Source organism: Streptomyces sp. NPDC087845 (assembly GCF_044742755.1).
Taxonomy (GTDB): Bacteria; Actinomycetota; Actinomycetes; order Streptomycetales; family Streptomycetaceae; genus Streptomyces.
In genome coordinates this window covers 1,086,748-1,099,344 of the sequence record NZ_JBIUVC010000001.1, presented here as the reverse complement: position 1 = coordinate 1,099,344, position 12,597 = coordinate 1,086,748, and the positions used below count along the sequence as shown (strand labels likewise).

Sequence of the window (12,597 nt, the reverse complement as noted above, 5' to 3'; positions counted from 1 at the left end):
CGGCATCCGCGACGAGTACCGGAACCGCCACGGCGCCCGCCGCGAGCACCGGAACCGCCGCGGCGTCCTCCATGGGCACGGGAACCGCCACGGGCCGCGGGGCCTCGGCCGGTGGCCCGCACGCCACCGCCCTCTGGCGGGAGTTCGCCGCCGCCCCCTTCACCCACCCCCAGGTCCCCTTCATCGGTCGGGCCGGCTACCGCGGCGGCTCCGACCTGCCCCGCCACCGCGCGGGCCGCGGCTTCGTCGCCAACGTCCTGCACTACGGTGCGAAGCCGGACAATTCCGTCGACGCCGCCCCCGCGATCAACCGTGCCATCGCCGCCGCCGGAGAGCGCGGCGGCGGCACGGTGCTCATCCCGGCGGGCACGTACCGCATCGACGGCATCATCCGGATCGGCCACAGCGACGTGGTGGTGCGCGGTGCGGGCAGCGCGCGCACCAAGCTGTACGCGACCAGGAACCTCACCGAGCTGATCGGTGTGTACGGCAGCCGGTACGGCGGCGACAAGTCCAGCTGGTCCTGGGCCGGGGGCCTCATCTGGCTCTGCCCGAAGGATCGTTGGGCCGCGCTCACCGACGCGATCCGGGCGAAGGCGTGGCCCTTCGAGGGCTGGACCGGCAACCGGCGCGACGAGTGGCGGACCCTGACCGCCGTCGCACCCGCCCGGCAGGGGGACCGTGTGATCACCGTCCGGGACCCCCGGAAGCTGAAGCGCGGCGGGCTCGTCCTGCTCCGTCTCGCCGACGACGCCGACCACACGCTCCTGGAGCACGTGGCCGGTGGCGGCCCCGGCCCCGAGGCGTACGACTGGGACGACAAGACCAAGCTGACCTCGTACGTCCCCTACGAGTGGCCGGTCCGCGTCACCTCCGTACATGGGCGCAGGGTCACGCTGGAGCGCCCGCTTCCGCTGGACGTCCGCCCCGAGTGGAATCCCCGCCTGACCACTCTCGTCACTCCGCTCACGGGCTCCGGTGTCGAGGGCCTCACGCTCGAAGCGGTCGAGACCCCGCAGTCGCAGCACCTGCTCGACAAGGGGTACAACGGGGTCGCGTTCCAGTGCGCGTACGACTGCTGGGCCGACGACATCACCGTCCGCCACGTCGACAACGGCTTCGGACTGATCGGCGCGTCCGCCTGCACCCTGCGCCGTACACGGGTCGCGGGCCGCGGCTCGCACCACCCCTACTACTGCCGCGAGGGCTCGCACGACAACCTCGTCGAGGACTTCACGATCGAGCGGCGCACCGTCCCGGCACCCGCCGGAACGCAACTGCACGGCATCAACGTCGAGGGGCTGTCCAGCTACAACGTCTGGTCGCGCGGTGTGATGGAGATGGGAACGTTCGACTCCCACCGCGGCATGCCGTTCGCCAACGTGCGTACCGACATCACGGTCGACAACAACGGCCGGCACGGTGGCGACGCGAGCGCGGGCCCGCTCTTCGGTGCCCGCTTCACGCACTGGAACATCCGGGTCACCAACGGCCGGGCCGGCCTGATGAGGATCGACGGGCTCGCCCCGTACAGCGCGACCGTCGGCGTCAGCGAGGTGACGGAGTTCGACCAGATCGACGTCCCCGACTTCACCGGTGACCTGCACACCAGGCTGGAGGCGTACGGATCACCCGGAGCGGTGTGGCCGCCCAACCTCCACGACGCCCAGCGCGCCGTCCGTCTCTGAGCCGGGTGGGTGCCGCGGGTCGGTATTCGGTCCCTCGCCCGCGGCGCCGAACGTGTCTCCGGTGAGGGGGATGCGGCGAGGGGGATGCGGCGATGCGGCCCTCCGTCGTACGCCAACAGCGCGGAGAGCACCCGCAGTTGTCCCATCCCCCCGTCCCATCCCTCCGTATGGGCGGAAATACCCCTTGGTGTCGGTATCTGGGAGGGCTTGCGAGGGAGAGCGGTGCCTTCACGGGATGATCACGGCGCCGTCACGATCACGGCGCGTGCCCTTCTTTGTTGATCACCAAACCAACTCTCGCTCATAGAGTGTGCAAAACCGAAGACCCCAGCTCAGAGAGACGGACCGGACCCATGCGATCCACCGCCGTACGCCGTACCGCTGTTGCCGCCGCCGCGGTGTCCCTGGCCCTGCTCGCCGCCGGCTGCGGCGGCTCGGACTCCGGCTCGGACGGCAAGGGGGCGGACGCCAAGGGCAAGGAGTCCGCGGCCGCGAAGCCGGCGGCCAAGGCGCTGACCGCCGCCGAGCTGGAGAAGGTCGCGCTGGCCCAGGGCGACGTCAAGGGGCACAAGGTTTCCGAGGCCGCGGCCAAGGACGTGATCTCCGTCGACGACATCAAGGTCGAGAAGAAGGTCTGCGCCCCGCTCGCCGACGCGCTGATGGGCGCGCAGGTCGGTGAGCCCGGCGCGTTCACCAAGCGGACCGTCGTCAGTGAGCCCAAGAAGGGCAGCATGGACAAGCAGGACGACGCGGATGCCGAAGAGGCGTTCAAGGCGGCGTTCGACATCACGACGACGCAGTTGGCCCTCGGCTCCTACGACGGCAAGGGTGCGGAGGAGTCGGTCGCCTCGCTGCGTACCGCGGCCACCGAATGCGCGGGTGGGTTCGACTTCACGGCGGCCGGCGAGAAGCAGAAGGTCAGCAAGATCACCGAGGAGCGCATCAAGGGCGGGGAGGACGCGGCCGCCTGGACGGTGCAGGTGGAACAGGACGGGGAGAAGATCCAGTTCAAGCTCGTGGCCATGCGCCAGGGCCCCTCGTTCGCCTCGTTCTCTTCGATGAACCTGGCCGCGATGGGCGGGGGCGGCGACTTCGAGCTGCCGACCGCGGTGGTCGAGGCGCAGGCCGCGAAACTGGCGTAGGGGCCCGTACGGACCCGAGTGAGTATGCGTACTCACGATCGATGTCCCGCTCTCCGGGCAGGCTGGACCTACCAACCGCCCCGAGGGAGGCACCTGTGCACGGAATGGACCGACGCGGCCGTGTGACATCCGCGAACGACAGCGAGCGCCGCGCGGGCCGGTTCGCGGTGGGTGTCGCCCTGGCCTCCGTGACCGCGGCGATGCTGACCGCGGGATGCTCGCTCCAGGACGCGAGTTGCGGCGGCGGCGAATATCCCGTCATGACCATCGGGAGCACCGGATCGGCGTGCGTGCCCAACGACGAGGATCCGCCGAAGGGATACGTCCGCTACCCGGAGGGCAAGGTTCCCCAGCACGTGGGCGACAAGTGGGACACGTACTGGGAGACCCACACCGTGGATGAGAGCGGCAGGATCACCGAGGTTCCGGCGGACTCCGGGCAGTGAGCCGGTCCCGCCCGTGGGCGGCCGGCGCACCTGCCCGGCGCGAAACGGCCGGGCCGACCGCCACGAAGTGCCCCGCCGGGACGCCGCCCGCCCGCTCGTTTGAACGAGACGGGTTCAGGGCAGCGGGACGAGTCTCACCACGGTGACGGTGAGGACCGAACCGGAGATGTAATAGAGGACGATCGCCCCGGCGACCGTCGCCTCGCGGCGGTCGCGCTCGCTCTTGACGGCCGACGACCCGTGTCCGTACGGGTCGAGGCCCAGGGTGCGAGCCATCTCGTCGCGGAAGGGTTCACCGTCACGCATCTTGGCCAGGGTGTCGTCGGCGGGCGGGGCGTAGGAGATGCGGAAGCTCAAGCGACGCTCCGCCTCTCGGCCTCGTCCTGCGCCAGCCGGTCCAGGATTTTCTCGGCCTCCGGATCGGGTACGGCCTCCAGCATCCAGTGCCGCATGACCGCCTGGATCTGGTCCACACCGGCGCCGTTGATGGCGCGGTCGAACTCCTCGCGTCTCTCCTCGGGCAGGGTTGCCCGGATGTCCGGAATGCTGTTGGGCACGTCGACTTCGGCGCCGCCGACGAAGGTCTTCAGGGGCTCGCCCATGATTGCTCTCCCCGCTCTCCTTGCTCTCTCCGCACGGCCCGCCCGATCGGCTCCGCCCGTGTACGGGCCGGTACTTGGGCCACCGTAGCGCCAGGGCCGGAGGCGGACGCGGAGCCCACGCGATACGTTTCCACCGTGACTGGAACATCATGGGACATACTGCTGCTCGGTGGAGCGTCCGGTGTCGGCAAGAGCCGGGTGGCCCTCCAACTGGCCGCTGACGCACAGGGGTTCGTGGTCGAGTTCGACGATGTGGTCAGTGCCGTCGAGGCCATGACCACGGCCGAACACCACCCCGCCGTCCACCACTTCGACGACATCCCCGACACCGCGCAGCTCGCGGTCGAGCAAGTACTGAACCTTCAGATCGCCACCGCCCGCGCGTTGGAACCCGCGGTGCTCGGCGTCGTACGCAACCGCCTGACCGTCGATGTACCTGCCGTGATCGAGGGCGACTACCTCACCCCGGCCGCCGCCGTAGCGGCGATCAACGAGGGCTCGGCATCGGGCCGCCGCGTGCGGGCGGTGTTCCTGCACGAGGAGGACCCGGAGCGGATCACCGCCAACTACGCCTCCCGGGAGCCCGGGAGCGGTGTGCAGCGGCATCGGGCGCGGGTCAGCGTGGCGTACTCGCGATGGCTCGGCGACCAGGCCCGCCCGCACGCGCTGCCGGTGGTCGCCTGCCGGCCGTGGGACACGCTCGCGGCGCGCATCGGGCGGGCGTTGGGCCCGGAATGACGCCGCGGAACTGGGGCCGCACGATCCGACAGGAGGCGGCCTCGACGCCACGGCGTACTGGCCGTGCTCTCCGTGCGAGAAGCCGTCGTCCACGCCATGCTCGCAAACCGCAGAGGCACCCGACCCCGTCCGTTTCCGCCCGTCCGTTTCCCTGCCCGGCCGCGCCAGGCTGACGACCTGCGGGCGCCCGCATGCAACGGCAAGCCCCCGTCTGCGGTGAACCGCAGACGGGGGCTTGTCCGACTGTGGGGACTACTTCTTGCCCTGGTTCTTCACGGCCTCGATGGCGGCCTTCGCCGCGTCCGGGTCGAGGTACGTGCCGCCCGGCTTGATCGGGCGGAAGTCGGCGTCCAGCTCGTAGGCGAGCGGGATGCCGGTCGGGATGTTCAGGCCCGCGATGTCGGCGTCGGAGATGCCGTCGAGGTGCTTGACCAGGGCGCGGAGGCTGTTGCCGTGGGCGGCGACCAGGACCGTGCGGCCGGCCAGGAGGTCCGGGACGATGCCGTCGTACCAGTACGGCAGCATGCGGACGACGACGTCCTTGAGGCACTCGGTGCGCGGACGCAGCTCCGGCGGGATCGTCGCGTAGCGCGGGTCGTCGCTCTGCGAGAACTCGGTGCCGTCCTCCAGGGCGGGCGGCGGGGTGTCGTACGAGCGGCGCCAGAGCATGAACTGCTCCTCGCCGAATTCGGCGAGCGTCTGCGCCTTGTCCTTGCCCTGCAGGGCGCCGTAGTGGCGCTCGTTCAGCCGCCAGGAACGGTGGACGGGGATCCAGTGGCGGTCCGCGGATTCCAGCGCGAGCTGCGCGGTGCGGATGGCGCGCTTCTGGAGGGAGGTGTGCAGGACGTCGGGGAGCAGGCCGGCGTCCTTGAGCAGCTCACCGCCGCGGACTGCCTCCTTCTCGCCCTTCTCCGTGAGGTTGACGTCCACCCATCCGGTGAACAGGTTCTTCGCGTTCCATTCGCTCTCGCCGTGGCGGAGGAGGATCAGCTTGTACGGTGCGTCGGCCATGGGTCCGAGCGTAATCGACGGCGTACGGGCGCTGCGCGGCCGGTCACAGGGCGGACAGGTGGGGGACAGTAGGGGAACAGCAGGGGAGTGTGAGGGTGCGTGGGGAGCCGGGGAGCGGGACGATTGACGGTCGGCGTCAATTGACTGGCGGTTCGGAAACCGGGATTCGTAATGTTCGGATGGCCATCGGACCTCTTACCGATGGTGTCCGTTCCGTACTTCCCTGGGGGGATTCCGCATGTCTGTCGCCGGGCTCAGACGGGCCGCACGTGAATCCGTGTCCGGTCTCCCCAGGGAGTTCTGGTGGCTGTGGACCAGCACGCTGGTCAACCGCCTCGGTGCGTTCGTCGCCACCTTCATGGCGCTCTACCTGACCCTGGACCGGGGCTACTCCGCCTCGTACGCCGGTCTGGTCGCGGCGCTGCACGGGCTCGGCGGGGTCGTCTCCTCGCTCGGGGCGGGGGTGATGACCGACCGGCTGGGGCGGCGGCCCACCATGCTCATCGCGCAGACCTCGACCGCCGTGTCCGTGGCCGTCCTCGGTTTCATGGTCCACCCGGTGGCGATCGCGGCCGTCGCCTTCGTCGTCGGCATGGCCAGCAACGCCTCGCGGCCCGCCGTGCAGGCCATGATGGCGGATATTGTCAGGCCCGAGGACCGGGTGCGGGCCTTCTCGCTCAACTACTGGGCGATCAATCTCGGCTTCGCCGTCTCCTCGGCCGGGGCCGGATTCGTCGCCGAGTACAGCTATCTCGCCGGGTTCCTCGGCGAGGCCGCGATGACGCTGGTCTGCGCCTTCGTCGTCTTCATGAAGGTGCCCGAGTCGCGGCCCGAGAAGCCGGCGGTGTCCGGCCGCGCGGTCGGGGGACCGGACGAGGTCCGGCTCTCCACCGTGCTGCGCGACGGGCGGTTCATGAGCGTCGTCGGGCTGTCCTTCGTGATCGCGCTGATCTTCCAGCAGGGGTACGTGGGGCTGCCGGTGGCCATGGGGGCGGACGGGTTCTCCAGCTCCGACTTCGGCACCGCCATCGCCGTCAACGGTGTACTGATCGTGGTGCTCCAGATCCCGGTCACCCGCTTCATCCAGCATCGCGATCCGCGGCGGCTGCTCATCGTGTCGTCGTTGCTGGCGGGGTACGGATTCGGACTCACGGCCTTCGCCGGATCCGTCGCCGTGTACGCGCTGACCATCTGCGTCTGGACGGTCGCCGAGATCGTCAACTCGCCGATCCAGAGCAGTCTGGTGGTCCGGCTCTCGCCGGTCCGGGGCCGCGGTCGCTATCAGGGCATGTACACGATGTCGTGGTCCGCCGCCGCGCTGATCGCGCCGCTGATGTCGGGTGTGGTGATCGACCGCTTCGGTGCGGAATGGCTGTGGGGAACGTGTGCGGTTCTGGGGACGGCGGCCGCGCTCGGCTACTGGCTGCTGATGCGGGCGCTTCCGGCGGCGGAGGAGACGGTGGGGGCGGCGGTGCCGGTGTCCGAGGCGGAAGCGTCCGTGCCGCAGGACACGGTGGACACGGTGGCTTGATCGTCGTGGCTCGGGTGTGGGGTGGGTGGTTGTCGGGGAGCGTGACATTTGGCGTGGGGGGTGTCACGTTGCTGCGAGGTCACTTGTGGGAGCGGGCTCGTCTTCAGTCGGTGGTGCCCGCGCCGCGGGGCAGGGTGGGTCGGGTGGCTCGATCGTCGTCGTCCGGGTGTGGGATGGATGGTCGCCGGGGAGCGTGACACTTGGCCCGGCAGGTGTCACGTTGTCGCGACACCACCCACAGGAGCCGGCTCGCCCCACCGCGTCCGCACACGACGGCGCCCCGCCCGGAGCAGCGAACGGCCTGCTCCGGGCGGGGCGCCCTTCGGCTTCCGCGGCGGCCTGTCAGCCGCAGCAGCCGCCGCACTGGCACGGGGCCCCGGACTGGCAGCCGCATCCGCAGCCCGAGCCACATCCGCAGGCGCCGAGCAGGGGCAGGTGCACCACGTCGGCGGGTGCCTCCTGCTGGGGTTCGGTCGTGGGGGAATCGGCCATGGTTCCTCCTTCAAGGCGTACGACAGGGCCGTACGCCACGGCGACGCGCGTACGACCGGGGCGTACGGCCAAGGCGTGCCGCCCCACCCCATTGCATCCCCACCCCGGCGGGCGCATCAACGGCGCACACGTGCAGAGACACATGTGCGACCGAATGCGACCGCGTACGCCCAATACCCCCACCGCCGCTCGGTCCGTGCCCGCGGCTACGCGCCCTCCACCGCCGTCTGCTGCTGGATCTCGTCGGCGTGCTCACCCGTCACCAGGTAGACCACGCGCTTGGCGACCGACACCGCGTGGTCGGCGAAGCGCTCGTAGTAGCGGCCGAGCAGCGTCACATCGACGGCCGTCTCGATGCCGTGCTTCCAGCGGTCGTCCATCAGGTGCTGGAACAGCGTGCGGTGCAGCAGGTCCATCTCGTCGTCGTCCTGCTCCAGCTGAAGTGCCAGGTCGACGTCCTTGGTGATGATCACCTCGGCCGCCTTGGCCATGAGGCGCTGCGCCAGCTGCCCCATCTCCAGAATGGTGGCGTGCAGGTCGTGCGGCACCGCCGATGCCGGGAACCGCAGCCGGGCCAGCTTGGCGACATGCTGGGCGAGGTCCCCCGAGCGCTCCAGGTCGGCGCTCATCCGCAGCGAGGTGACCACGATCCGCAGATCCGTCGCCACCGGCTGCTGGCGCGCGAGCAGGGCGATGGCCCGCGCCTCCAGGTCGTGCTGGAGGTCGTCGACCTTCTGGTCCGCGGCGATCACGCTCTCCGCGAGCTTGAGATCGGCATCGAGCATGGACGTCGTCGCCCGGCCGATCGCCGACCCGACGAGCCGGGCCATCTCGACCAGTCCCTCGCCGATCGAGTCGAGTTCCTCGTGATAGGCGTCACGCATGGAAGTCCCTCTCCAGTCCTCTGTGTAGGCCGGGGCCAGGTGTGAACCCCACGCTGCCACCCTGGGGGGCGTACGCGTCGACTTCCGGCCGCGCAAGTGAATCAACCCTTGCTCCTGGGTGAACTCTGGGCGACGAGTGTTCGGATACGCACTCGGATGGCTGGGAGAGTCCTCCCGGACCCGCATAACCTTGACGTATGGACGTGAACGCGGCAGTCGCCGCAGCTGCGGCGATCGGCGGTGCGTGTACCGGTGTGATCGCCATGCTTGCGTTCCGCTGGAGCGAGCGCGACCAGAAGAAGCCGACGCGCACCTCCCTGCGGCCCGACAGCAATGCCCCCCTCCCCCCGGGCGTGGACACGGTCCTTTCCGTGCTCAGCTCCTCCGCGGTCGTGCTCGACGAGAGCGACAGCGTGGTCAAGGCCAGCTCCGCCGCCTATGCGCTGGGACTGGTCAGGGGTGGGCGGCTCGCCGTCGAAGCGATGCTGAACATGGCCAGGGACACCCGCCGCGACGGCGAGATACGGCAGGTCGAACTGGACCTTCCCCGGCGCGGTACGGGCCGCGGCGAGGCCCTGGCGGTCTCCGCCCGGGTGGCCCCGCTGGGCTCCCGGCTGGTGCTCCTGCTGGTCGAGGACCTCACCGAGGCCCGCCGTATCGAAGCGGTACGGCGCGACTTCGTCGCCAATGTCAGCCACGAGCTCAAGACCCCGGTCGGCGCGCTCTCGCTGCTCTCCGAGGCCGTGACGGACGCCTCCGACGACCCGGAGGCGGTGGAGCGGTTCGCCGGGCGGATGCAGATCGAGGCGACCAGGCTGACCAACCTCGTACAGGAGATCATCGACCTCTCCCGGGTGCAGAACGACGACCCGCTGGAGGATGCCGAACCGGTCCGGGTGGACGAACTGGTGGCCGAGGCCATCGACCGCTGCCGCCAGCAGGCCGGCTCGAAGCAGATCACCATGGCGGCGGGCGGCACCGCGGAGCTCCGTATCTGGGGCAACCGCGGCCAGCTCGCCGCGGCGCTCGGCAACCTCGTCGAGAACGCCGTCAACTACAGCCCCGCCCGTACCCGAGTGGGCATCGCCGCCAGGCGGCTGTCCGTACCCGGCGGGGACCAGATCGAGATAGCCGTGACCGACCAGGGCATCGGCATCTCGGAGAAGGACCGCGAGCGGGTCTTCGAACGCTTCTACCGCGTCGACCCGGCCCGCTCACGGGCCACCGGTGGCACCGGCCTCGGCCTCGCCATCGTCAAACACGTGGCCGCCTCGCACGGCGGGGAGGTCACGGTCTGGAGCTCGGAGGGCCAGGGCTCCACCTTCACCCTGCGGCTGCCCGAAGCGGGCTCCGTACGGGAACGGGACCGCAGCTCGGGCGGACCGCTCATCGTCAATGGCGACGAGGGCCCCTGCGGACCCGCTCACCCCGACACCCTTGAACCATTCCCTGCCCCGGAGGTCCTTCCGTGACCCGAGTGCTCGTCGTCGAGGATGAGGAATCCTTCAGCGACGCCCTGTCGTACATGCTCCGCAAGGAGGGTTTCGAAGTCGCCATCGCGGCGACGGGCCCGGACGGGCTCGACGAGTTCGAGCGCAACGGCGCCGACCTCGTGCTGCTCGACCTGATGCTGCCGGGTCTGCCCGGTACGGAGGTCTGCCGGCAACTGCGCAGCAGGTCCAGCGTCCCCGTGATCATGGTCACGGCCAAGGACAGCGAGATCGACAAGGTCGTCGGCCTGGAAATAGGAGCCGACGACTACGTCACCAAGCCGTTCTCCTCGCGGGAGCTCGTGGCCCGCATCCGCGCGGTGCTGCGCCGCCGCGGTGAGCCGGAGGAGGTCACACCGGCCGCCCTGGAGGCGGGCCCGGTCCGGATGGACGTGGACCGCCACGTCGTCACGGTCTCCGGCGGCAAGGTCGACCTCCCACTCAAGGAGTTCGACCTGCTGGAGATGCTGCTGCGCAACGCGGGCCGGGTCCTGACCCGCATGCAGCTGATCGACCGGGTCTGGGGCGCGGACTACGTGGGCGACACCAAGACCCTCGACGTCCACGTCAAGCGCCTGCGCGCCAAGATCGAGCCCGACCCGGGTGCGCCGCGCTTCCTGGTGACGGTGCGGGGCCTGGGGTACAAGTTCGAGCCGTAGACCGGCCCGTACGCGACGGCGGAGGGCGCCCCCCCCGAAAGGGAGGGCGCCCTCCGCCGTTCACGTACCCGCGTATGCGCGTACGGTCAGTCGGTCAGCCGGTCAGCCGGTCAGCCGGTCAGTCGGTCTGCGTCGAGGCGGACGCGGCGTCGCTCGGGAGGACCGCGTCGTCCGTGGACTCGGAGTCGGACCCGGAGCCGGACTCGCCGGGCGCTCCCGGGTTCGCGGAGGTGGAACCGGAGGGCGTCGCGGACGACTTCGACGGCGCCACCGGCAGCGAGCTCGGACCGAAGCCCTCGAAGTAGCTGGTCGCCGGAACGACGAACGCGCCCAGGGAGATCTCCCCGGTGGAGCTGAACTTGAAGACGACGGGCTGCACATTGCCCGCCTGCGCGGCCTCACGGCCGTTCTCGATCACGGCGGAGGCATTGCCCTTGCCGCCGAGAACCACCCTGCCGCCGGCCGGGACCACGATGGGCCCCTTGCCCTTGGCGGCGTGCAGCTGCACCGCGGCGCTCGTACCCGGCAGGGTGAGGGCGTCCAGGGTCTGCGGCTTGGTGCCGTTGTTGAACAGCGTCGCGCTGACGACGGCCGGGCCCTCGGCGTCACGTTCGGGCTGGGTGACGACGTTCGCGTTCTGGATGCTGATGTCACCGGAGGTGGTGGCAGCAGTGTCCGGCCTGACCTTGAGTGTCGCTGCGTCATTGCCCGCACCGCACGCGGCGAGCGAGGCGATCGAGAACACGATGGCTGTGGCGGCGAGAGCGCCGTGTCGAAGGCTGCGGCTCACGGCGGCGGCAACTCCTTGAACGTTCGGACTGCGGACGGGAGGGGCGAGCGACTTAAAGCCGCCCTAAGGGTGTGTCAGCGGCCTTAGGCTACCGAGCCGCCCCTCCCGCCCCGCACCCGACCCGCCCCTTGGCGTTCCTTCGTGCCGCGGCGCTTCCGGGGCGGGCGCCGTTCCGGGCCGCTCCGGGCAGGGGTTCGGGGGCCGGTGCATCACCGAATCCGGTCGACACGCACCGTTCACATATCGCCGGTGATCAATTCATGGAGCGTGGCGCATTCCGCTCGTATATCCGATCGCATCGGGGCACTGATCAATATCCATTGATCAACCACACTTACGCCCGCACGGGTGATCGATCTCCGAACGGAGTACGTAAAGTTCATCATCCGGAACCAGGCAAAACGGGACGTTCAGTCACTTCAGAGGGGGGTTCGGATGGGTGTAACGTCCGCGTTTCACCTCGCCCGCACAGCCGCTCCGACCTGCGAATACCGTCTCCCGTGAGCCTTCCGCAGCACGTACGTGTTGCTGTTGTCAAGCCCCGAGATATGCCCTGACCTGCGAAAACGCCATTCAGGAGAAGCTGTTCTCGTGTTACTCTTGATAGCCACGGAAGGGGTACCTGTCACATGACGTTCAAGGTTGGCGACACCGTGGTCTATCCCCATCACGGGGCCGCGCTGATCGAGGCTATCGAAACTCGCCAGATCAAAGGCGTGGACAAGACCTACTTGGTGCTCAAGGTCGCCCAGGGCGACTTGACGGTTCGTGTGCCGGCGGACAATGCGGAGTTCGTGGGCGTACGCGATGTAGTCGGGCAGGAGGGGCTGGACCGGGTCTTCGAGGTGCTGCGCGCACCGTATGCCGAAGAGCCGACGAACTGGTCCCGGCGCTACAAGGCAAATCTGGAGAAGCTCGCCTCCGGCGATGTCATCAAGGTCGCCGAAGTGGTTCGCGACCTGTGGCGTCGTGAGCGCGAGCGTGGACTCTCCGCAGGTGAGAAGCGGATGCTCGCCAAGGCTCGCCAGATTCTGGTGAGCGAGCTCGCTCTCGCGGAGAACACGAACGAAGACAAGGCCGAGGCTCTGCTCGACGAGGTACTCGCGTCCTGAACCGGCGCGTGC

The 12,597-nt window shown here is 69.7% G+C and carries 14 protein-coding genes; 8 read left to right on the top strand and 6 right to left on the bottom strand.

The window, feature by feature from the left end; translation table 11 throughout:
- The first annotated feature begins 71 nt into the window (after window positions 1-71).
- The 3 genes from ACIOMQ_RS05035 (at window position 72) to ACIOMQ_RS05025 (ending at window position 3,276) form a co-directional block, all read left to right on the top strand.
- A complete protein-coding gene (locus ACIOMQ_RS05035) occupies window positions 72-1,688 on the top strand; it encodes a glycosyl hydrolase family 28-related protein (RefSeq protein ID WP_402187944.1) in 1,617 nt (538 codons plus the stop codon).
- 353 nt (window positions 1,689-2,041) lie between these two features.
- Window positions 2,042-2,830, top strand: coding sequence for a hypothetical protein (locus ACIOMQ_RS05030; RefSeq protein WP_362206439.1), 789 nt, complete (start codon window positions 2,042-2,044; stop codon window positions 2,828-2,830).
- A gap of 104 nt (window positions 2,831-2,934) precedes the next feature.
- Window positions 2,935-3,276 (top strand): SCO0607 family lipoprotein, encoded by a 342-nt coding sequence (locus ACIOMQ_RS05025; protein WP_402187942.1) that lies wholly within the window; start codon window positions 2,935-2,937, stop codon window positions 3,274-3,276.
- A 114-nt stretch (window positions 3,277-3,390) separates the two neighbouring features.
- Here the strand turns inward: ACIOMQ_RS05025 and ACIOMQ_RS05020 are convergent, their stop codons facing one another.
- Complete coding sequence (locus tag ACIOMQ_RS05020) at window positions 3,391-3,633, bottom strand: hypothetical protein (RefSeq protein ID WP_402187876.1); 243 nt, start codon at window positions 3,631-3,633, stop codon at window positions 3,391-3,393.
- Window positions 3,630-3,878 carry a hypothetical protein gene (locus ACIOMQ_RS05015; RefSeq protein ID WP_362206441.1) on the bottom strand — a complete coding sequence of 83 codons (249 nt, stop codon included), beginning with the start codon at window positions 3,876-3,878 and terminating at the stop codon, window positions 3,630-3,632. Before ACIOMQ_RS05015 ends, ACIOMQ_RS05020 begins: the two co-directional genes overlap by 4 nt.
- A 135-nt stretch (window positions 3,879-4,013) precedes the next feature.
- Between ACIOMQ_RS05015 and ACIOMQ_RS05010 the strand changes: the two genes are divergently transcribed.
- Window positions 4,014-4,616, top strand: a complete 603-nt coding sequence (locus ACIOMQ_RS05010; protein WP_402187873.1) for a hypothetical protein — start codon at window positions 4,014-4,016, stop codon at window positions 4,614-4,616.
- Between the two features lie 252 nt (window positions 4,617-4,868).
- Here the strand turns inward: ACIOMQ_RS05010 and ACIOMQ_RS05005 are convergent, their stop codons facing one another.
- Complete coding sequence (locus ACIOMQ_RS05005) at window positions 4,869-5,627, bottom strand: phosphoglyceromutase (RefSeq protein WP_389792007.1); 759 nt, start codon at window positions 5,625-5,627, stop codon at window positions 4,869-4,871.
- 238 nt (window positions 5,628-5,865) lie between these two features.
- On the opposite strand from ACIOMQ_RS05005, the gene ACIOMQ_RS05000 reads away from it, so the two are divergent.
- The gene (locus tag ACIOMQ_RS05000; RefSeq protein ID WP_362206459.1) at window positions 5,866-7,158 is read left to right on the top strand and encodes an MFS transporter; all 1,293 of its coding nucleotides are present in this window, start codon (window positions 5,866-5,868) and stop codon (window positions 7,156-7,158) included.
- A 342-nt stretch (window positions 7,159-7,500) separates the two neighbouring features.
- On the opposite strand, the gene ACIOMQ_RS04995 is transcribed toward ACIOMQ_RS05000, so the two are convergent.
- Both ACIOMQ_RS04995 and phoU read right to left on the bottom strand, forming a co-directional pair.
- Complete coding sequence (locus ACIOMQ_RS04995; RefSeq protein ID WP_401262833.1) at window positions 7,501-7,650, bottom strand: hypothetical protein; 150 nt, start codon at window positions 7,648-7,650, stop codon at window positions 7,501-7,503.
- A gap of 206 nt (window positions 7,651-7,856) precedes the next feature.
- Window positions 7,857-8,534: a phosphate signaling complex protein PhoU gene (gene phoU / locus ACIOMQ_RS04990; RefSeq protein WP_362206461.1), complete on the bottom strand. Its 678-nt coding sequence runs from the start codon at window positions 8,532-8,534 to the stop codon at window positions 7,857-7,859.
- Between the two features lie 197 nt (window positions 8,535-8,731).
- Here phoU and ACIOMQ_RS04985 point away from each other — a divergent pair, with 197 nt between their 5' ends.
- Together ACIOMQ_RS04985 and ACIOMQ_RS04980 are read left to right on the top strand one after the other, a co-directional pair.
- On the top strand, window positions 8,732-10,006 hold the full coding sequence (locus tag ACIOMQ_RS04985) for an ATP-binding protein (RefSeq protein ID WP_362206462.1): 1,275 nt from the start codon (window positions 8,732-8,734) through the stop codon (window positions 10,004-10,006).
- The gene (locus tag ACIOMQ_RS04980; protein ID WP_362206463.1) at window positions 10,003-10,683 is read left to right on the top strand and encodes a response regulator transcription factor; all 681 of its coding nucleotides are present in this window, start codon (window positions 10,003-10,005) and stop codon (window positions 10,681-10,683) included. Before ACIOMQ_RS04985 ends, ACIOMQ_RS04980 begins: the two co-directional genes overlap by 4 nt.
- Window positions 10,684-10,801: 118 nt before the next feature.
- Here ACIOMQ_RS04980 and ACIOMQ_RS04975 read toward each other — a convergent pair whose 3' ends face one another.
- A complete protein-coding gene (locus ACIOMQ_RS04975; RefSeq protein WP_362206464.1) occupies window positions 10,802-11,473 on the bottom strand; it encodes a DUF461 domain-containing protein in 672 nt (223 codons plus the stop codon).
- Window positions 11,474-12,102: 629 nt separating this feature from the next.
- Here ACIOMQ_RS04975 and ACIOMQ_RS04970 point away from each other — a divergent pair.
- The gene (locus ACIOMQ_RS04970) at window positions 12,103-12,585 is read left to right on the top strand and encodes a CarD family transcriptional regulator (RefSeq protein ID WP_006380568.1); all 483 of its coding nucleotides are present in this window, start codon (window positions 12,103-12,105) and stop codon (window positions 12,583-12,585) included.
- Window positions 12,586-12,597: the final 12 nt, after the last annotated feature.